17 protein-coding genes, 1 tRNA gene and 1 pseudogene are annotated in these 18,939 nt (G+C 58.6%); 10 read left to right on the top strand and 9 right to left on the bottom strand.

Annotated features, from left to right (window positions below; all coding sequences use genetic code 11):
- The first annotated feature begins 82 nt into the window (after nucleotides 1-82).
- Nucleotides 83-1,069, top strand: coding sequence for a ribokinase (locus EGX79_09165; protein ID AYX82335.1), 987 nt, complete (start codon nucleotides 83-85; stop codon nucleotides 1,067-1,069).
- 116 nt (nucleotides 1,070-1,185) lie between these two features.
- Here EGX79_09165 and EGX79_09160 read toward each other — a convergent pair.
- The 4 genes and pseudogenes from EGX79_09160 to EGX79_09145 all read right to left on the bottom strand — a co-directional run bounded on the left by EGX79_09160 (nucleotide 1,186) and on the right by EGX79_09145 (nucleotide 4,245).
- Nucleotides 1,186-2,448: pseudogene (locus EGX79_09160) on the bottom strand (ABC transporter permease).
- The gene (locus EGX79_09155) at nucleotides 2,445-3,350 is read right to left on the bottom strand and encodes an ATP-binding cassette domain-containing protein (GenBank protein AYX82334.1); all 906 of its coding nucleotides are present in this window, start codon (nucleotides 3,348-3,350) and stop codon (nucleotides 2,445-2,447) included. Before EGX79_09155 ends, EGX79_09160 begins: the two are co-directional and overlap by 4 nt.
- 59 nt (nucleotides 3,351-3,409) lie before the next feature.
- Nucleotides 3,410-3,979 carry a hypothetical protein gene (locus EGX79_09150; protein ID AYX82333.1) on the bottom strand — a complete coding sequence of 190 codons (570 nt, stop codon included), beginning with the start codon at nucleotides 3,977-3,979 and terminating at the stop codon, nucleotides 3,410-3,412.
- Between the two features lie 2 nt (nucleotides 3,980-3,981).
- Entirely contained in the window at nucleotides 3,982-4,245 is a 264-nt protein-coding gene (locus tag EGX79_09145) for a transcriptional regulator (GenBank protein ID AYX82332.1), read from the bottom strand.
- Nucleotides 4,246-4,378: 133 nt separating this feature from the next.
- Here EGX79_09145 and EGX79_09140 point away from each other — a divergent pair, with 133 nt between their 5' ends.
- The 6 genes from EGX79_09140 to gcvT all read left to right on the top strand — a co-directional run bounded on the left by EGX79_09140 (nucleotide 4,379) and on the right by gcvT (nucleotide 12,265).
- Nucleotides 4,379-5,245 (top strand): aldo/keto reductase, encoded by an 867-nt coding sequence (locus tag EGX79_09140; GenBank protein AYX82331.1) that lies wholly within the window; start codon nucleotides 4,379-4,381, stop codon nucleotides 5,243-5,245.
- Between the two features lie 61 nt (nucleotides 5,246-5,306).
- Entirely contained in the window at nucleotides 5,307-6,059 is a 753-nt protein-coding gene (locus tag EGX79_09135) for an enoyl-CoA hydratase (protein AYX82330.1), read from the top strand.
- Between the two features lie 41 nt (nucleotides 6,060-6,100).
- Nucleotides 6,101-8,554: an HAD family hydrolase gene (locus EGX79_09130; GenBank protein ID AYX82329.1), complete on the top strand. Its 2,454-nt coding sequence runs from the start codon at nucleotides 6,101-6,103 to the stop codon at nucleotides 8,552-8,554.
- Between the two features lie 226 nt (nucleotides 8,555-8,780).
- Nucleotides 8,781-9,158 carry a DUF485 domain-containing protein gene (locus EGX79_09125; GenBank protein AYX82328.1) on the top strand — a complete coding sequence of 126 codons (378 nt, stop codon included), beginning with the start codon at nucleotides 8,781-8,783 and terminating at the stop codon, nucleotides 9,156-9,158.
- 2 nt (nucleotides 9,159-9,160) lie between these two features.
- The gene (locus tag EGX79_09120) at nucleotides 9,161-10,813 is read left to right on the top strand and encodes a cation acetate symporter (GenBank protein ID AYX82327.1); all 1,653 of its coding nucleotides are present in this window, start codon (nucleotides 9,161-9,163) and stop codon (nucleotides 10,811-10,813) included.
- Between the two features lie 279 nt (nucleotides 10,814-11,092).
- Complete coding sequence (gene gcvT, locus EGX79_09115) at nucleotides 11,093-12,265, top strand: glycine cleavage system aminomethyltransferase GcvT (protein ID AYX82326.1); 1,173 nt, start codon at nucleotides 11,093-11,095, stop codon at nucleotides 12,263-12,265.
- A gap of 185 nt (nucleotides 12,266-12,450) precedes the next feature.
- Here gcvT and EGX79_09110 read toward each other — a convergent pair whose 3' ends face one another.
- The gene (locus tag EGX79_09110) at nucleotides 12,451-13,086 is read right to left on the bottom strand and encodes a hypothetical protein (GenBank protein ID AYX82325.1); all 636 of its coding nucleotides are present in this window, start codon (nucleotides 13,084-13,086) and stop codon (nucleotides 12,451-12,453) included.
- Nucleotides 13,087-13,367: 281 nt separating this feature from the next.
- Here EGX79_09110 and EGX79_09105 point away from each other — a divergent pair, with 281 nt between their 5' ends.
- The gene (locus EGX79_09105) at nucleotides 13,368-13,943 is read left to right on the top strand and encodes a hypothetical protein (protein AYX82324.1); all 576 of its coding nucleotides are present in this window, start codon (nucleotides 13,368-13,370) and stop codon (nucleotides 13,941-13,943) included.
- Between the two features lie 14 nt (nucleotides 13,944-13,957).
- Here EGX79_09105 and EGX79_09100 read toward each other — a convergent pair whose 3' ends face one another.
- Together EGX79_09100 and EGX79_09095 are read right to left on the bottom strand one after the other, a co-directional pair.
- Entirely contained in the window at nucleotides 13,958-14,818 is an 861-nt protein-coding gene (locus EGX79_09100) for a siderophore-interacting protein (GenBank protein ID AYX82323.1), read from the bottom strand.
- 194 nt (nucleotides 14,819-15,012) lie between these two features.
- A tRNA-Arg gene (locus EGX79_09095) sits at nucleotides 15,013-15,088 on the bottom strand.
- Between the two features lie 275 nt (nucleotides 15,089-15,363).
- Here EGX79_09095 and EGX79_09090 point away from each other — a divergent pair.
- On the top strand, nucleotides 15,364-15,645 hold the full coding sequence (locus EGX79_09090) for a hypothetical protein (protein AYX82781.1): 282 nt from the start codon (nucleotides 15,364-15,366) through the stop codon (nucleotides 15,643-15,645).
- Nucleotides 15,596-16,444: a precorrin-6A synthase (deacetylating) gene (locus EGX79_09085; GenBank protein AYX82322.1), complete on the top strand. Its 849-nt coding sequence runs from the start codon at nucleotides 15,596-15,598 to the stop codon at nucleotides 16,442-16,444. The genes EGX79_09090 and EGX79_09085 overlap by 50 nt, the downstream gene beginning before the upstream one ends.
- Nucleotides 16,445-16,474: 30 nt before the next feature.
- On the opposite strand, the gene EGX79_09080 is transcribed toward EGX79_09085, so the two are convergent.
- Both EGX79_09080 and EGX79_09075 read right to left on the bottom strand, forming a co-directional pair.
- Nucleotides 16,475-16,867, bottom strand: a complete 393-nt coding sequence (locus EGX79_09080; protein ID AYX82321.1) for a hypothetical protein — start codon at nucleotides 16,865-16,867, stop codon at nucleotides 16,475-16,477.
- A 126-nt stretch (nucleotides 16,868-16,993) separates the two neighbouring features.
- The gene (locus EGX79_09075) at nucleotides 16,994-18,781 is read right to left on the bottom strand and encodes an acetyl/propionyl/methylcrotonyl-CoA carboxylase subunit alpha (protein AYX82320.1); all 1,788 of its coding nucleotides are present in this window, start codon (nucleotides 18,779-18,781) and stop codon (nucleotides 16,994-16,996) included.
- Between the last annotated feature and the right edge of the window lie 158 nt (nucleotides 18,782-18,939).

Genomic DNA, 18,939 nt, shown 5'->3' with positions numbered 1-18,939 from the left:
AACCGGCTTAGTTGATGGTGGGCGGAAAGGGGTAGCGCTATTGTCGGAAAAAACGTGTCCGCACTACCGAGGAGTCGAACCAATGCCGATTACTGAGCGCCTCACCGAGCTGGCTGAACAGAGGCCAAACGTATGTGTCGTCGGTTCCATCAACGCAGACCTGACCGTCACCGTGAAGCGCCTGCCGCATGGTGGCGAGACTATCGAGGGCAGTCCTCTGCGCATTCTGCCGGGCGGTAAGTCGGCGAATCAGGCGGCGACGGCTGGAAGACTGGGCGCGGCCGTGGAACTGGTCGGCGCGGTCGGTTCGGATCCCAATGCGCAGTTGCTGCGCGACGCGCTTACCGACGCTCACGTGGACATCTCTGCAGTTGAGACCGTCGACTCTGCCACTGGTACAGCCATGATTGTCGTTGATGATGCGGCGGAGAATTTCATTGTCATCTCCGCTGGCGCCAATGGTGAAGTCGATGCTGAGATGGTGCGCAGTCATGCGGACAAGATTCAGCGGGCTGGGTGCCTCGGTCTGTGTCTGGAGATTTGTGATGAGGCTGTCCTGGCCGCCGCACAGATTGCCCACGATGCGGGTGTGCCGGTGGTGTTCAACCTGTCGCCGATTCGGGCGGTCAGTGAGGATCTGCTCGCGCTGGTCGATGTCCTCATTGTCAACGAGCACGAACTCGCAGCCATCATCGGCTCCGAGCGCGCGGTCGCCGGTTGCGAGCACGGTCAGTGGGATGCGGTTGGGCGCGCGCTTGCCGACGAACACGGGATTTCCACGGCCATTGTCACACTTGGCGGGGAGGGGTCTGCGGTCTTGAGGACGTCGGAAAGCGAGGTGGCAGTCACTCGCATTCCAGCGCTGCCCATCGAGGTCGTGGACACCACGGGCTGCGGTGATGCGTACATGGGTACGGTCCTCACCGCGTTGGCCGCGGGCGATGATGTGGTGACGGCAGCTCGTCTTGCGGCGGTGGTCTCGGCTCATGCGGCGACAGGCGTGGGGGCGCAGACCTCCTATGGCGAGACAGGAAAAATCGCGCAGTTTGCGGCGGACCATGGTCTATAAGGTGCGCTGCGCAAAGGCCTATAAGGTGCGCTGAGCAAACTACGCGATTGACGATTATTCGGTTTTAGGTGACCGTGGCCGAAGGAGTCACGCTCTTTTGGGCAGGGCTGGGGCCAGCTCTTGGCTGTCAGAGCCTTCTTCCAGCTGACCGCGGCACCGGTGCGCAGGACATTGCGCGGGTAGATCCAGGCGGCGAGTGCGATGACTGCGGCTACTCCCACAACCATGATTAGCAGCGAAGCCGCCAACTGGAGTGCGGAGAAGTTGCCAACGGCGTACTGCATCGGGGCAGTGGTGATGGAAACCGGTGGAATCCACGCTGCAATCTGCATGACGGTAGAGTCCAGCTTGCTCCAGCCAAACAGCGGAACATACATCGTGATCAGCGAGAACACCAGTACCGGCATCTGTGCGCCCTGGAAATCTTCCATACGGCTGACCAAGGATGCGGAGGCTGCATACAGCGCGGCGAAGAAGAAGTAACCGAGGATGAAGCACGGGACCAGCAGCCAGACTGCGGACCACGGCACATCGAAGCTCTCCGCCAATCCGGTAATCATGAGGGCAACTGCGGCGCTGGCGGTCAGCACGCTCATCATGATGATGCCAGCCAGACCGGCGCCGAGGATCTTGCCAGCCAGCAGGTGCGCCGGGCGAACGGTCGAGAGAATGATCTCGATGACGCGGGAGGACTTCTCCTCGATGACGCTGGTGGCCACCGCGCCGCCGAAGACGAGGATGGCGGTCATCATGACCATCACACCAATCAGTGTGATGACCACTGCGGGCATCTTCTCGTCTTTGGCTTCATCCAGCGACTCCACCGACACGGCTGCGCTTTGAGTCTTGGAGAAAAACTCGCTGGGGTTGATTCCGTTTTCGCTGAGCAGCATGGCTTCATTTTGTTTCTGCAGCGATTCCTGCAGCATTGGGGCCAGCCAGGATGGGGCGTCGTCGGCAAGCAGCTTCCACGAGCCCTCCTTGCCTTCTGCGGTGTCGGGGACGAGAGCGGCGTCGGCGTCGCCGTCGGTGACGGCAGCGCGAGCGGCCTTGTCGTCTGCCGCGGACGTAATCTCCAACGGTGAGAGCGATGCTGTGGCAAATGCGCCGGCTGCGGCATCCGCGCCTTCAGCATCCTTTATTTCGGCGGTAGCGTCGGCGAGAGAGTCCGCGAACGGCGCTTCTCCGACGACCGCGATTTTTACGGTGTCATTATCGGACTTGGAGGTCATGTAGTCGGCAACGAAGATACCGCCGACGGCCGCCACTGCCATGATGATGAGCGTGATTAGCGAGCTTTTCTTCAGCAGATGCTCGCGGAGTTCGCGGACGAAAACAGTCTTGACGGCCGTTGAGGCGTTGTAAGTGTTGGTGCTCATTGCTGTACGGCCTCCTGGTAGAGCTCGGTAAGTGGAATTTGCAGAGGTCCAAACGAACGGACCGTTCCCGCTGCCATCGCGCTGTGTAGCAGCTTCTGGTCGGTGTCGGCGGGGGCGTTGGAATCGAGGTGAACGACGGTGGCACCATGGGTATCACGCTCCACGCTTGTCACGCCCTCGACGGAGGTCGCCCAATCCTGGGGCGCACCATCGAGCTTGACGACGAAAGCCCGTGGGCCCCGTGCTCGCAGCTCATCAACAGTGCCTTCCACGAGCATGCGGCCGTCGCGGATGATGCCGACGCGGTCACACATGCGCTCGACAAGGTCGAGCTGGTGGGAAGAGAACACAATCGGGGTGCCGCGGTCGGCGTACTCCTTGAGTACGGAGCTCATCACCTTGACCGCAACTGGGTCGAGACCAGAGAAGGGCTCGTCGAGGACTAGTATTTCTGGGTCGTGGACGAGGGAGGCTGCCAGCTGCACGCGCTGCTGATTGCCGAGCGAGAGCGTGTCGACCTTGTCGTTGGCACGCTCGGTGAGACCGAGGCGCTCCAACAAGTTGTCGGCATTGGATTCCGCGCGCTTGGTGGGCACACCGTGTAGGCGAGCAAAGTAAATCAGCTGCTTGCGGACTTCAGCCTTGGGGTAGAGGCCGCGTTCTTCTGGCATGTAGCCAATCGTGCGGCGCAGCGAGTCATTCATCGGGGTATCGCCGATGCGCACCTCGCCTTTATCGGTGGCCAGCACGCCCAGGGCAATGCGCATAGTGGTGGTCTTGCCGGCACCGTTAGAGCCGACGAAGCCGTAGATTTCTCCAGGGTGAACTTGGAAGCTCATGCCACGGAGAACCTGCAGGTCTCCGTAGGACTTCTCAAGCCCGTCAATAATGAGGCTGTTCATGGTGATCCTTAGATTGAGGAGTGAAGGGCAGAGGAGGGATATGAGTTTTTGAGCCCGTACTAGTCGTCGCGCAGATTCCAGGCGTAGACGACGGTGGGCAGCGTGGAAATGTAGAGGAAAGCGATAATTCCGAAGATTCCGAAGCTGTACGGAATGTAGCGTCCCCAGTCAGGTTGCGCGTTCAGGACATAGGTGCCCACCAGAACGAGAGCAAGGAAGGCCACCAAGCCGAAGTAGGTGAAGCAGCGATATGTCAGCCCCCGCAGGTTCAGAATCTGTTCCTGCTGGTATTCGTCCAGTAGCGAGGTCGGTGCGCTGTCAACCATGTCGACTGTGATGTTGAGGCTGGTCCAGACGACGACCATAATGAGGGAAATCACTGGCCAGAGCAGAGAAAGCCATCCCGGGAAAATATCGGTCAGGCTACCGAGAAGCGCGATGCCGCTCAGCAGCATCAGCACAAGGCACACCTCGAATGCGATGACCAGCTTCCGCCGCGCCGCCTGGTTGCGCCACTTGGGCAACCAGCTCGACATCTGCTCGACACGCTTTGTGTACTTCGCTTCGCGCCGGGCTTCTAGCTTTTCGAAAAAGTTCGGTGTTGCGTCTTCAGTCCGAATAGCTGGCATCGTTAGCTTTCCTTTCGGTATAGGGCAGAGGACATGGGCTTGAATTCCTCGCGAGAAAACACCGCCTCAACGGGGAGATCGAACACCGCGCAGATGCGAAATGCCAGATCCAAGCTGGGGTAGTGGTCACCTCGCTCCAACGCGCCAATCGTTTGAGGATTGACCTCTACTTGTTTGGCTAGTTCGGCTCGGCTGAGTCCGTGTTCTGCCCGCAGCACTGAAATTCTGTTGAATATCGGTTCTTTGGGTTTAATCTTTGGGGACACACTCCAAAGTGTTATATAAACACAACGCTACGTCAACTGTTCGCAACAAAATGAAGCGCACTCACCTTTCTAAACCGCAGGTCAGCGGGGTAGAAAAAATCTAAAAAATTTTCAGTCCGTACACTCGGTTGGCATGACCACACTCAATCTGAAGTACGATGCAGCGACAACCGGAATTGCCAACGTGGAAATGGTCGATGGCAACGCCATCCCGATTCTGGGGTTCGGTACCTACAAGCTTGACGATGAGCAGGCGCGCGAATCCGTGCGCTACGCCCTGGAAATCGGCTACCGCCACATCGACACCGCATCGCTCTATCGCAATGAGCGAGGGGTTGGGCAGGGTATTGCTGATGCGGTCGCTGCGAACGTCGTAAAGCGTGAAGATATCTTCGTGACCACGAAGGTCTGGAACGATGCGCAGGGGTCGGCGGCGACGCGCGAGTCCGTGCGGGCATCTTTAGAACGGCTCAGCCTTGACTACGTTGACCTGGTGCTTGTGCACTGGCCGGTGGAGAAGCAGGGGACGTTTGGGCAGTGTTTCGATACGCTGCAAGAGCTCAATCGTGAGGGGCTGATTCGCTCGGTTGGTGTGGCGAACTTTTACCCAGAGGTGCTCGACCAGCTCTCGGAGACTCCGGTGGTCAACCAGATTGAGCTGCATCCGCAGTTCCCGCAGAATGAGCAGGTTGAAGACGATCGTCGTCGCGGTATTGTCACGCAGGCTTGGTCGCCGTTGGGGCGCGCGAAGTACTTTGAGGGCTCGCCGATTGCTGAAATCGCAGATCGCCTGGGTAAAACTCCCGCCCAAGTTGCTATCCGCTGGCACCTTCAGCGTGGCATCGTGGCCATCCCGAAGTCGGGCACGCCGTCGCGCATCAAGGAGAACTTTCAGGTCACCGACTTTGAGCTCACCGACGAGGACATGGAAACGATTGCGTCGATGGCGCGTGCCGACGGGCGCCTGAGTGGCGACCCGCGGGTATTCGGCAACGAATAAGCGAATTTAGATTTGCTTATAGCCCCATCACTATTGGTGTTTCGCGGGTAGCCTAAATGCTATGACGAACCCAGCATCTGAAATCCGCGTCGAAGCCGACGGCGCAATTGTCACTATCACCATCGACCGAGATCATAAGCGCAACTCCCTGACTGCCGACGTGTGTCGTGACATCGCCGATGCGGTGGAAGCTGCCGCTGAGGTTCCAGAGCAGCGCGTTATCCTGCTGCGCGGCGAAGGCCGCGCTTTCTGTGCGGGCGCCGACCTGAGTGGCCAGCACCATGAAGATTCCTTCCACGAACAGCTCCGTCGAATGCTGCGCACAATCGAGGCCAGCCGTCTGGTGGTTATAGCGGATGTGCAGGGGCCGGCTGTCGGCGCTGGGATGCAGCTGGCGATGGCGGCCGATTTGCGCGTCGTGGGTGAGCGCGGCTGGTTTATGATTCCGCCGGTCAAGCTCGGTATCGCTGTCGATGCCTGGACAATTCGCCGCGTACGCGTACTCGTCGGCGGTGCCCGCGCCCGCACTATTTTGTTGGCGGCCGAGCGCATGGATCAGGAAGCCGCCCGCGGTTGTGGTCTGGCTTCCTACCTTGGTGGTCCGGACAAGGCGGAGGAGGTAGCGCTTCGTATCGCCACCTACGCGCCCCTGTCGCTGGCCTACCACAAGGCAGTGCTCAACGACGATGAGACACATAGCCCGTTGAAGGACTACCAGCAGGAGCTCTACGACACGGTGTGGGCTTCCGAGGATGCTGCGGAGGCATCGAAGGCGCGAGCCGAAAAGCGCGAACCAAATTTCATTGGCAAATAGGTCGAATAGGTTCAGCAATTAGGCGAATAGGGTAGGCAGGCATGGGCTCGTGGAAAACTCCCGACAGTGGTCTTACTCAACAGCAGGTCCAGCAACGCATCGAGTTGGGGCACGTCAACGAGCTGCCGCCAACATCCGGGCGCAGTGTGTGGGACATTATCCGTGCCAATGTGTTTACCCGGATTAACGGTATTCTCGCTGTGTTATTCGCAGTCGTGCTCTATACCGGCTCAATCGTCAACGGTGCCTTTGGTCTGCTGATTATCGCCAACTCTATCGTCGGCATCATCCAAGAACTGCGTGCCAAGCGCACACTGGACAAGCTTTCCATTGTCGGCCGTGCAAAACCCATGGTCATTCGCGACGGGGAGCCTGCTCGCGAGATCGACCGCGAGTCCGTCGTCCTCGACGATCTCATCGAGGTTGGTCCCGGTGACCAAATCGTCGTTGACGGTATTCTCCGCTACGCCTCTGACGTGGCTGTCGATGAGTCCTCTCTCACCGGTGAATCCGATGCCGTCGATAAGAGCGTTGGGGACATGGTCTACTCGGGTTCCTCGGTCGTGGTGGGGTCGGCGCGATATCAGGCCACCAAAGTGGGCAAGGAGGCTTACGCCGCCAAGCTCGCAGCTGAGGCCAACAAATTCACGCTGACTGATTCCCAGCTCTTCCGCGGCATCAACAAGATCCTGACCTACATTTCCTGGATTCTCATTCCCGTCGGCGCCCTGGCAATCTATACGCAGCTCTTTGTCGCCGGCGATGATTTCAACGATGCGCTGCTGGGGATGGTCGCCACGCTGGTGCCCATGGTCCCTGAGGGGCTTGTCCTCATGACCACCATCGCATTTGCCCTTGGGGTGGTGCGCTTGGGGCGACATCGAGTGCTGGTCAATGAGTTGCCCGCCATCGAAGGTCTCGCGCGTGTCGACACCGTGTGTGTCGACAAAACTGGCACGCTCACCGAAAATGCGATGCAGCTAGTGGAAGTCGACATCGTATCGGGTGACGGTACCTCCCGCGATGAGGTCGACTCCGCACTCATCGATCTGTGCAAGCTCGACGATCGTCCCAACGCAACGGCTCGTGCACTGCTCGATGGGCTTGCGGACGCAGGGGACGTCGTAAAGCATGAACAAGCCAGAACCCGCCCCTTTGCCTCGGCGAATAAGTGGTCGGCGCTGACGTATCACGGCGGTGCGACGTGGGTTTTCGGCGCGCCCGATGTGCTTGTCGACGACTCCGCGGTCGGCATGCAGAAAGCTCGGCAGCTTATGGAGGAAGGACTTCGTGTGCTCCTGCTCGCGCGGACATCAGTTGGGGCAGATGACCTGCCCGGCGGTGCGCTGCGGAAGAGTGGCGAGGTGGAGTTGGAGCCAGTCGCACTTGTCGTGCTGGGGCAGAAGGTGCGTTCAGATGCGGCGGACACGGTGGCCTACTTCTATGAAGAAGGCGTCGAGGTCAAGGTCATTTCTGGTGACAATGACCGCTCCGTGGGGGCTGTTGCACGTGAGCTGGAAATGGAGGGGGCTAACAATCCTGTCGATGCGTCTGAGCTTCCGGTCAGCCGCGATGAGAATAGCGAAGCCAAGCCCACCGAGATCCGCAACGAGTTCGCAGACATTGTGGAGTCGCGGCAGATCTTCGGCCGTGTCACGGCCGAGAATAAGCGCGATATGGTTGATGCGCTGCAGTCGCGGGGGCATCATGTGGCGATGACCGGTGATGGTGTCAATGATGTGCTGGCGCTAAAAGCGGCGAACCTGGGCGTGGCTATGGGCGATGGGGCGCCGGCGACACGTTCGGTTGCGCAGTTGGTGCTGTTGGATAATCGCTTCGCCGTGATGCCGATGATTGTGGCGGAGGGGCGTCGCGTCATTGGCAATATCGAGCGCGTGGCCAACCTCTTCTTGACGAAGACTATCTACTCGGTGGTGCTGGCGCTGGCTGTGGGGCTGTGGGGGATGGATTATCCATTCGAGCCGATTCATGTGACCATTACGGGATGGTTCACGATTGGAATCCCGGCCTTCGTGCTGTCGTTGGCTCCTAACTTGGAGCGTGCGCGCGATGGTTTCGTACGGCGCGTGTTGCGCTTAGCGATACCGGCGGGCATCACGGTGGGGTTGTTGACCTTCATGTTTTGGTTGTGGGCAAACCCGGGAGTCGACGCCAGCGATGCGGCACGAGGGGAGGCGTCTACTGCGACCCTCATTGTGCTGATTGTTTCGGCATTTTGGGTTTTGGTGGTCGTGGCTAGGCCATACACCTGGTGGAAGGTTCTGTTGCTGGCGGTATCGGCAGGAGCCTACCTGTTCATCTTCTCGGTTCGTTCAGTGGCCACAGTGCTTAATCTGTACTGGGTAGGGCGGGAGCTGTTGATTCCCGCGCTGATTGTGGGAGCCATCGGTGCGGGCATTATCGAAGCGCTGTGGTGGTGGCGTCAGAGTAAGCCATTGCCGGAAGAAGCGGAGAACACGAGTACAACGGCGTAAATGGGGGTAGTAAAAACGGCGCCTAAGTATGCAGGTAATGGCGTTTTTGGGGGTGCCTTAAGGCTCGCTGAGAAGTAGTTAGCCGCATTTAACTTCTTTGCTAACTGTGTTCCAGGTAACTTTGTTTCCACACATAATGAAAAATGTGGTGCATGGCACACCCTCGGGGTGGCTGTGCTGGACCTCATTACGAACACCTGCATAACTTCCTGGAAAGGATTAGCCCGTGTCCGCAACTCCCTTGCCGGCAGACCGGCATAAGCCACAGGCGGCCGAGTACCGCTACGTGCAAAACTCAGCGCAGTTCCAAGAGCTCCGCTCTACATTCCGTTCTTTCGCCATCCCGATGACCGTCGCAGGTCTGGTGTGGTACATCGCATTCGTTCTGTTTGCGACGTTCGCGCCAGACCTCATGGCGACTCCCGTACTGGGCAATATCAACCTGGGCATCGTCCTTGGTCTGCTTCAGTTCGTGACCACCTTCGCCATCACCTGGGTGTACATCAACTTCGCCAACAAGAAGCTCGAGCCGATGCAGGCAGAGCTGCGCGAGGCACTGGAAAGCGGAGAAATCGCTGAAATCGTCGCAAAGAAGGAGGCATAGGCATGCTGACTAGTTTCTTTGCTGCAGATGACACTGCAGCAGCAGGTAACCCGATTCTCAACATCGCGGTCTTCGTCGCCTTCATTGTTGCGACCATGTTCATCGTTACTCGAGTGGGCAAGGGCGGAAACAAGGGAGCATCAGACTTTTACACCGGTGGCGCACAGTTCTCCGGTACCCAAAACGGTCTTGCCATTGCGGGTGACTACCTCTCGGCGGCTTCCTTCCTCGGTATCGTCGGCGCCATCGCGCTGACTGGTTACGACGGATTCCTTTACTCCATCGGCTTCTTCGTAGCCTGGCTGGTCGCGCTGCTGTTGGTTGCAGAGCCGCTGCGAAACGTCGGTAAGTTCACCATGGCCGACGTGCTGTCCTTCCGTCTTAAGCAGCGCCCGGTACGTACTGCGGCTGCTATCTCGACCCTCGCGGTGACCCTGTTCTACCTCATCGCGCAGATGGCCGGTGCAGGTTCCCTGGTCGCCGTGCTGCTCAACATCCACGACTCCACTCAGCAGTCCATCGTTGTCGCAGTCGTCGGCATCATCATGGTTGCCTACGTCCTCATCGGTGGTATGAAGGGCACGACTTACGTGCAGATGATTAAGGCCGTCCTGCTGGTCGGTGCTGTCATCATCATGACCCTGATCATCCTGGTTGGCGTTAAGGGCAACTTCTCCCAGCTCCTGCAGGACGCAGTGGACATGCACGCAAGCTCGGATTACATCGCCGAGAAGGGCTACGAAGCCTCCGCCATTCTTGAGCCGGGTCTGAAGTACGGCGGCTCCTTCGTCCAGCAGCTGGACTTCATCTCTCTGGGCCTGGCACTGGTCCTCGGTGTTGCTGGTCTGCCACACGTGCTCATGCGCTTCTACACGGTGCCGACCGCAAAGGAAGCTCGTAAGTCCGTGACTTGGGCAATCATCCTCATCGGTGGTTTCTACCTGCTGACCCTGGTGCTCGGCTACGGTGCTGCTGCACTCGTCGGCCCGGACCGCATCATGGCCGCGCCGGGCGGGGCCAACGCTGCAGCTCCGCTGCTGGCCTTCGAAATCGGTGGCTCCATCTTCATGGCTGTGATTTCCGCAGTGGCGTTCGCTACCGTGCTGGCCGTGGTCGCTGGTCTGGCAATTACCGCTTCCGCGTCTGTCGGCCAGGACCTCTACCAGGCCGTGATTCGCAAGGGACAGGCCACGGAAGCCGAGCAGGTTCGTGTCTCCCGCATTACCGTTATCGTGCTGGGTGTTGTCGCCATTATCCTCGGCATCCTGGCCATGGGGCAGAACGTCGCCTTCCTGGTGTCGCTGGCCTTCGCAGTGGCAGCATCCGCAAACGTGCCGACCATCCTGATGTCCCTGTTCTGGAAGCGCTTCAACACCGCAGGCGCAGTTGCCTCCATGTACACCGGTGTCATCGCCTCGCTGGTTCTGATTATCTTCTCCCCGGCAGTCTCCGGCGCTGAGTCCTCGATGATTCCGTCCGTTGACTTCTCCTGGTTCCCGCTGACCTCGCCGGGTCTGCTCGCAATCCCGCTGGCGTTCCTGGCTGGCATCATCGCCACCTACATGGGTAAGCCGGATAACTTCGATGACCTGGCAGCTGAGATGGAAGTTCGCTCCCTGACCGGTGTTGGTACCGAGGCTGCGGTTGATCACTAATAACCACTGAGCCTTTGGCTGGCAACGCTGTCCGAACAGCTCGGCCAAACTCAATTAACTGAATAGACAAATGCAAAAGCCCCGTTATCGTCACTGGTAGCGGGGCCTTTGTGGTGGGCGCGGGGTCGTCGTCAAGCATGTGCGAATCAGTGCATGATAGTTAATGGACGGGCCTGTTGCCCTGGATCCGCAGGGGCTCGCGGAAGCGAGCACGGAGTCTTAGATATAAGGTGGGAAGGTAACAATCTGGTTTGCCCCACCGCAATAATTGGAGTGTGTATGACTGACAATTCTGGCGCTTCTGAGAACAACAATTCTTTCCGTAGCGCCCTGCATGATGAGCACGTAAGCCTTGGCGCAGAAATGCGCAATGTTGGTGGCTACGAAGTGCCGTTCCGCTACTCTTCGGAAATTGCAGAGCACAACGCAGTGCGTGAGGCCGTTGGTGTTTTCGACCTGTCGCTGATGGGTATCATCCGCGTCACTGGTGAGGATGCGGCGGCGTTCCTTGCACACTCCCTGATTTCGGCAATCAAGCCGCTGGCGTTGGGTCGTGCCAAGTACACCATGATTGTGCAGGAAGACGGCGGCATTATTGATGACCTCATCATTTACCGCCTCGGTAGTCACGAATTCATGCTGGTGCAGAATGCCGCAGCCGCTGAAGATGTGTACTCGACGCTGCGCGAGCGCGTTGGTGGCTACAACGTCGAGGTTGAGCGCATGAATGACAAGAATGTGCTCCTGGCCATTCAAGGGCCGAAGGCTGCGAAGCTTCTGCGCCGTCTGTTGCCACAGGATCTGCACGCGACTCTCGATGGCATGAACTACTACTCTTGCACTCTGCTCGAGGTCGCAGGTGTGGAAATGATTGTTGCCCGAACCGGCTACACCGGTGAGGACGGCTTCGAGATCTTCCCGCCGGCTGACCGCGCCGTCGAGGTCTGGCGTGCAATCATTGCAGCAGGTGGCAAGGTGGAAAACCCGGAGGATCCGGCTGACAACGGCGCTGACCTCGGCCTGCTGCCGTGTGGTCTGGCCTGCCGCGACACCCTGCGTCTTGAGGCTGGTATGCCGCTCTATGGCTACGAGCTGACTCGCGACCGCACTCCGCTGGAGGCCGGCCTGAAGTCCATCATGGGGCCGACCAAGGGGCAGTTTATTGGTCGCAACGCACTGATTAATCGTCCGCAGTCGAAGGAGCTACTGGTTGGTCTGCGTTTCTCCGGTGATGAAGCTCCCAAGCGTGGCACCAAGCTCATTGATGCGGAAGGTAACGAGGTTGGCGTGCTGACTTCCGCCAAGGTGTCGCCGACTTTGGGGCACCCCATCGGTTTTGCATACGTTCAGCGTTGGCAGTCCTCCACTGGCACGGAGCTGACCGTTGAAGGCGCCGACATTACCGCCACCGTCGTTCCGACGCCGTTCTACAATCGCCGTCACCGCAAGTAGGGGAGCGCGGGTGCTCCGCCGCATTGTGGCGGGCTCAGATCTGTTCAGGTTCGTCTCTTCGTATCTGTTGGGTAAATAAAAAATCCGCTGCAGTATTGTTGCAGCGGATTTTGGTTTTTAGGGCGAGCTAGCGCACCTTACCTAACTAAGTCCCGAGCCGACGAACCTCGCAGCCAGAGACGAACCTAGCGGAACAGGCCGGTGAGCCCATGATTATCTTCGCTTGGCTGCTCTTCCTGCTCCGATTCCGATTCTGTCGGCTCGCCGGAGGTTGTCGGAGTCGTTGAAGTATCGGGCGGCGTGGAAGTATCAGAGGTCGTCGAGCTCTCCGTCTCACTTGTCTCCGTTGTGCTCTCGCTCGGAGTCGTCGGCTCAGGTTCCTGAGGCAGTGGCTCAGTGGTCGTCGGAGTAGTGGAAATCCACATTTGCTGCGATGTCGGGTTCGCGGGGGTTTGCTGCAGCACCGTCCATACTTCCTGCTCGCCGACTTGTGCGCATTCAAGATTCTGGCCGTTGGCGCTCATTCGTATTTCCCCGGTCTGGTTCGGGCACAGCTGCCCGATGCGCGGCGTACCGCCTTCTCGAACCTTTGGTCCGGTCGTCGTCGGCGAACTCGTCGTCGACACCGTAGTAAGTTGGCTTGACGACGAGGTTTGCGTCGCGGCAACCTCCTCGCTTTCGCTGTTGGCGCAGCTGGTGGCCGTGGCTGCGAAGGTGAGGAAGCAGCAGGCCAGCGCCAGCTGCCGGCGGTTCTTGCGCCGGACGGCAGTGAGTTTAGGGTGCTGTACGGCTGACAGCTGAGTTCGCGTATTCACATCCATCTCACTTTCTGGGCTTCTCGGGCCTGCGTCGCGTGGTTTAATTCTCGGCTTTCTGGGGCGGCGTCTCCTGAAAAACCACTGGGGGTGCCAGCTATAGGGGAACTTGCCAAGTTATTGGCAAGGTAGTTGCTGACACCCAATAGATAGGTTGATTCAACCGGCAACTATACAGTCAACTTTTCGATTTGCATACTGGATGCTTCTAATCGTGGCAGAACGGGTGCGGTAGGGAAAGGCAATTCGTCTGTGAAGTCATAAGTGGTTTTGATAGCGTGTGTCCCATGTATCGGCGCACCCCGAATCGATTCCCCGTAAAGAGTAATGCGGATTTGTTCGCTCGGCGCAGTGGCGCGTGGATACTGGATTCGTTCCTTGTAGGAATCTTTGTTGCCATCATTATGGCACTTGGCAAACTTGCGTGGGAAGCAGCCATGGCGAACTGGGCGCTGCCGAGTCCGCCAGAGTTCAGGATTTTGTATGGTGTCATATTCCCAGCTGTCTTTTTCTTTGTGCGCGTGGTTGCAGAGGCTCGCGGTGAACAGACGTTTGGTAAAAGCGCATTTTTGCTACACGTTGTTCCAGCGCGGAAAGCAGACTCTGGGGCAACTCCGTTCGAAGTCGCTCAGCCAGAGGGAACATCGGAGCTCGAATCAGGAGACGATTCTTGGCACAGAGGTTGGCGGGCAGCGGTACGTAATTGTTACCTATTGTCGCTGATTTTCTTGCCTACGGGTTTTGAGCCAAACGTTGAACTGTTTTTTGGTGTCCTGATGATTTGGGTTGCTGTTTGCCGCTGGCACCCATTCGACTGGTTGGCAGGAAAACGCGTCGTTGTTGAAAGGCGTAGCGAGCGCTAACGTTCGAGCAAGCGTCAGGCCCTGGCTCTTTCCTCCTCGGCCTCAACCTCAGCGTTGAATTCTCGTTTAGAAGACTGCCACTGGTCTTCGGTCATACCGATACGCCAGTAGCCAGAAATGGAAACGTCTTTCTTCGGGATCTCAGATTCGACGAAGAGGAAGCGGCGCAATTCCTTGATCATCTCGGCGACACCGTGGATGAACCAGCTAGTTTTCTTACCTTCTGGAATGCCCGCCTCGCGCACTGCGCGGGATAGCTCTGTGCCGTGGGTTGCGCCGTTGCGGAGGACCCAATGGACTTCCACACCCTCTCGGGTTGGGAGCTCAAACTTCCGATCTTCGGACTCGATTTCGATGTATGCGGTTGCGGTCGTGCCTGCTGGGAGGTGCTTCAGTCCGGCGCTGATAGCTGGCGCTGCGGACTCGTCTCCGGCGAGTACAAAGTGTTCATATTCTGCTGCAGGTCCCCATGCGCCTCCTGGCCCTAAGAAGCCACGCTTGTCTCCGATTTCGGCTACGCGTGCCCACGGTCCAGCCAGGCCGGAATCGCCGTGGGTGACGAAGTCGACGTCAAAGTCGCCGGTTTCGGAGTCCACATTAATCAGAGTGTATGTGCGGGTGATTGGCAGTTTGTCTCGCGGCTGTTCGGCGCGAATTTTCGCAATATCGAACGGCCAGGAGTAATCAGCGTCCTCTGGCACAAACAATAATTTGATGTAATGGTCGGTAAACTCCAGCTCCTTGCCCACAAATGCAGGCGAGTTCATGCTCAAACGAACAAGGTCTGGGGAAATCTGGCGACGTCCAGTAACTGTTGCCTCGTGTGCCTTACGGGGCTTACGCTTCGGTGCTGCTGCTTTAGCTAGGCCAGCCATAGTTGTCACTGTCCTTCAACAAGTCTTGGGCTGTTTTGTACTGGCGGAAGTCTACACGCCACGTGATTAGGTAAGCCTAACACAAGTGTTTCTGGAAATTGCTGGGTGATGCGTTCTCAGGAGGGGGCGTAGTGGCCGGTCGTGAGAAAAACAAAGAACCCTCGCGCCCTATATGTAAAAGGTCACGAGGGTATTTGTGCCCCAGAGAGGAATCGAACCTCCGACACCGGCTTTAGGAGAGCCGTGCTCTATCCACTGAGCTACTAGGGCAATCATCTTCCGGGTAAAACAGCCGTGAAAACACATTCTCGGCGGCCGGAAAATTACTTCATCACTTTAACGCATCTGCGAGCTCTAGTGGCAATTGGGTCCTCGACCTGACACGCAAACATGCAGGAAGCTCGCTATTACCCCCATGTGCTTTTGTGCTCGGCGGTGCCGCCCGGAATCTGGCTAACATGGTTTATAACGAGCGACTTTCTTGCGCTTGCGGTCGCAACAGCGCTACTTATTTTCCGGTCGCTGTTTTGGAGGAGGATGACAATATGATTAAGCCAACTTTCACGGATGTCAACGGTGTCAAGATTAAGTGCTCCATGACCACGGACTCGGACAAGCCGCACCTTTTGGTTTCGCGCATGGAAGATGATGGCTCTTTGACTCCGATTCTGGAGATGAACGTGTACGACTCCAAGTACATGGCCAACGCTTGCGAGATTTACTTGAAGCAGGCCGCTTCGGCTAACCTCCAGGGTTCGATGGCTGGCCTGTCTCCAGATGAGATGGCTGAACAGTTCGGTTACGAGGGAGATCCGACCAATCACTAGTCGAAACGACGCCGCCCGCACTCAGGCCGAGAGCCCTGTATACAGCGGATATGTCGATGTAGACGTCATCGGAATCGGCGCCGGTAGTCCGAGCCACATTACGCTCGAGGCTATCGGCGCTCTTGCTGATGTCGACGTAGTTTTTGCTCTCGACAAGGGTGATGCCAAAGCGGACTTGTTGGCTGCGCGACAGGCGATCGTCGATAAGCATGCGCCGCATGTCGAACTCGTTACCGTTCCCGACCCGCCACGTGACCGCACGCCCGATAACTACGGCGCAGTCGTCCGTGACTGGCATCAGCGCCGTGCAGAGCTGCTTGCCGACGCCTTCGTCGCTCACCTCGGACGAGAGGGCAAGCGCCGCGGTGCGTTCTTGGTCTGGGGTGACCCCTCCTTGTATGACTCAACATTGCGGATTTTGCAGCGCGTCCGCGACCTTGGGCTGGACGTGCGCTCGCGAGTTATCCCCAGTGTGACGGCGATTTCCGCGCTGACCGCAGCGCATGGAGAGTGCCTGAACCAGATTGGTAAGCCGGTATTGATTACCACTGGTCGGCGCCTGGGGGAGCGTGCGCCTGGCATGGATGCGGTGGTGATGCTCGATGGCGGTGCAGCCTGGCTCGAGCACGCGGACCCGGAGGAAGAGATTCTCTGGGGTGCATTCCTGGGAACGGAGCTGGAGACGCTCCGCCGTGGTCGCGTTGGCGACGTCGGCGAAGAGATTGCGGAGCTGAAAAAGAAGCTCCGTGCGGAGCACGGTTGGATTATGGATATCTACCTGCTGCGTTCCGGCGCCTAGGACTGAGCAGTCGCAGCGGTGCCAGTTCGGCTAGCTGACTTTCTTGCCCAAGAAGCCCTCTGCCCATCGGTGGAGGGCTTTTTCGGCGGCTTCGACGCCGTCGGCGACGGTTACCTTGGTGAGGACCTGATCGTCGTTAGGCAACACGCGTGCGGGATCGCCTGCGGGACGGACGGTGATGCTGACGTGGTCGGCATTGATGACCTCGACGGTTGCTAGTGCGAGCATCTCGACGTTCGTCTGCTCAGCAACCGCAAAGCGGTAGGCGGTGTCGTTTTCCCACTCGGTGGTGGAGTTCCGAAGGAACTCGGCGACGGAGTCAGGGGCCAATTCTGTGAGTAATTGGGTTGCGACCGGGGCGTCATCGACGCGGGAATCGTGGCGCAGCGGACGGCAGTAGAAGCGGCCGGCATTTACTTCCATGGGTTCCATACCGTCCACTCTAGACGTCCTGAACAGTGTTTAAGGGCGCCGGGGGAGGGGCTGAAAAGAATCAAGCGGGGCTGGCTGCGAATCCCATCGCAACCAGCCCCGCTTAGAGCTTTAGAACTACTTCAGTTCCATCAGGACATCGCCCTTGCCGACACCTGAGCCAGCCTCGGTAGCCAGACCCGTGACAACGCCGTCCTTGTGAGCCTTGACTGGGTTTTCCATCTTCATGGCCTCAAGGACAACCACGGTGTCACCCTCGGAGACTTCCTGGCCCTCTTCGACGTTGACCTTGATGACGGTGCCCTGCATCGGAGCAACCACAGCGTCACCGGAAGCGGCCTTCTTGGAACCGCCAGCGCGCTTCTTCTTGCTCTTCTTCTTGGCACCAGCGTTGCCGCCGCCCAGAGCCAGGTCGCCCGGCAGGGCTACCTCGACGCGGCGACCGTCGATCTCGACGACAACCTTCTGAGCCGGAACGGTGTCGGTGTCAGCGTCGGAGTCACCGTCGTACGGAGCAATCGGGTTGTCCCATTCCTCTTCAATCCACTTGGTGTAGACGTCAAACTTCTCGCCATCGCCGACAAACGCCGGGTTCTCCACAATGTGGCGGTGGAACGGAATGACCGTTGCCAGGCCCTCAACCTGGTACTCGGACAGAGCACGAGCGGAGCGGCGTAGGGCCTCTTCGCGGGTCTCGCCCCAAACAATCAGCTTGGCCAGCATGGAGTCGAACTGGCCGCCGATGACGTCGCCCTCCTTGATGCCGGTGTCCATGCGGACACCCGGGCCGGACGGTTCGACGTACTTGGTGATGGTGCCCGGAGCCGGCATGAAGTTGCTGCCGGCGTCCTCGCCGTTGATGCGGAACTCGAAAGCGTGACCGCGCATCTCCGGGTCTTCCTTGATGGACAGTTCCTTGCCTTCAGCAATGCGGAACTGCTCGCGGACCAGATCGAGGCCGGTAATTTCCTCGGTGACCGGGTGCTCCACCTGTAGACGAGTGTTGACCTCGAGGAAGTTAATCAGACCGTCAGCGCCAACCAGGTACTCAACGGTGCCCGCACCGTAGTAGCCAGCCTCGCGGCAGATGTCCTTAGCGGACTGGCGCAGGCGCTCATCCTGCTCTGGGGTCAGGAACGGAGCGGGTGCTTCCTCGACGAGCTTCTGGAAACGACGCTGTAGCGAGCAGTCACGGGTGGAGGCGACAACGACGTTGCCGTGCTTATCAGCGAGAACCTGGCACTCGACGTGGCGTGCCTTGTCCAGGTAGCGCTCTACGAAGCACTCACCGCGACCGAAGGCCGCAACGGCCTCACGGGTAGCGGACTCGTAGAGGTCGGCGACCTCTTCCATCTTGTGTGCGACCTTCATGCCGCGGCCACCGCCACCGAAAGCGGCCTTAATGGCGATTGGCAGACCGTGCTCCTTAGCGAACGCGACGACCTCGTCTGCATCCTTAACTGGCTCCTTGGTGCCTGGAGCCATTGGAGCGTCAGCCTTCAGCGCGATGTGACGAGCGGTGACCTTGTCGCCCAGGGCGCGGATGGACTCTGGTGACGGGCCAATCCAGATCAGGCCAGCGTTCTCAACAGCCTCAGCGAAGTCGCCGTTCTCCGACAGGAAGCCGTATCCCGGGTGGATGGCATTAGCGCCGGACTTCTTTGCGGCGTCCAGAATCTTGTCGAAAACTAGGTAGGACTCAGCGGAAGTGGTGCCACCGAGAGCAAAAGCCTCATCCGCCATGGTCACGAAAGGAGCGTCCGCATCCGGCTCAGCGTAAACGGCGACGGAAGGAATGCCGGCGTCCTTCGCAGCGCGAATAACGCGAACGGCAATCTCGCCACGGTTGGCGACGAGAACCTTCGTGATTTTTTCAGTGGTCTGCTCGGACACGAAATCCTCCATTTTTCGTGGGCACCCCGAGAATTGGCCCTCGGGGCAAGGTTGCGACAGTCATTTGTAGGAATCACAAGCAGCACTGCAGTTAACTGAGTGGTGAACCGCAATGCGGTTCACCACGCGGTAGCTAACAGCGTGTGACCCAATGTCTCCATTGTGTCACA

Source organism: Corynebacterium jeikeium (assembly GCA_003955985.1).
Classification (GTDB): domain Bacteria; phylum Actinomycetota; class Actinomycetes; order Mycobacteriales; family Mycobacteriaceae; genus Corynebacterium; species Corynebacterium jeikeium_D.
The sequence above is the reverse complement of the archived record's forward strand: the minus strand, read 5'-3'. Positions and strand labels throughout refer to the sequence as shown.

Coding starts and splice junctions, on each gene's coding strand:
- EGX79_09105 (AYX82324.1), top strand. CDS start 13,368: ATGTATCGGCGCACCCCGAATCGATTCCCCGTAAAGAGTAATGCGGAT.
- EGX79_09130 (AYX82329.1), top strand. CDS start 6,101: ATGGGCTCGTGGAAAACTCCCGACAGTGGTCTTACTCAACAGCAGGTC.
- EGX79_09100 (AYX82323.1), bottom strand. CDS start 14,818: ATGGCTGGCCTAGCTAAAGCAGCAGCACCGAAGCGTAAGCCCCGTAAG.
- EGX79_09085 (AYX82322.1), top strand. CDS start 15,596: ATGAGATGGCTGAACAGTTCGGTTACGAGGGAGATCCGACCAATCACT.
- EGX79_09135 (AYX82330.1), top strand. CDS start 5,307: ATGACGAACCCAGCATCTGAAATCCGCGTCGAAGCCGACGGCGCAATT.
- EGX79_09075 (AYX82320.1), bottom strand. CDS start 18,781: ATGGAGGATTTCGTGTCCGAGCAGACCACTGAAAAAATCACGAAGGTT.
- EGX79_09140 (AYX82331.1), top strand. CDS start 4,379: ATGACCACACTCAATCTGAAGTACGATGCAGCGACAACCGGAATTGCC.
- EGX79_09155 (AYX82334.1), bottom strand. CDS start 3,350: ATGAACAGCCTCATTATTGACGGGCTTGAGAAGTCCTACGGAGACCTG.
- EGX79_09165 (AYX82335.1), top strand. CDS start 83: ATGCCGATTACTGAGCGCCTCACCGAGCTGGCTGAACAGAGGCCAAAC.
- EGX79_09080 (AYX82321.1), bottom strand. CDS start 16,867: ATGGAAGTAAATGCCGGCCGCTTCTACTGCCGTCCGCTGCGCCACGAT.
- EGX79_09090 (AYX82781.1), top strand. CDS start 15,364: ATGATTAAGCCAACTTTCACGGATGTCAACGGTGTCAAGATTAAGTGC.
- EGX79_09150 (AYX82333.1), bottom strand. CDS start 3,979: ATGCCAGCTATTCGGACTGAAGACGCAACACCGAACTTTTTCGAAAAG.
- EGX79_09110 (AYX82325.1), bottom strand. CDS start 13,086: ATGGATGTGAATACGCGAACTCAGCTGTCAGCCGTACAGCACCCTAAA.
- EGX79_09120 (AYX82327.1), top strand. CDS start 9,161: ATGCTGACTAGTTTCTTTGCTGCAGATGACACTGCAGCAGCAGGTAAC.
- gcvT (AYX82326.1), top strand. CDS start 11,093: ATGACTGACAATTCTGGCGCTTCTGAGAACAACAATTCTTTCCGTAGC.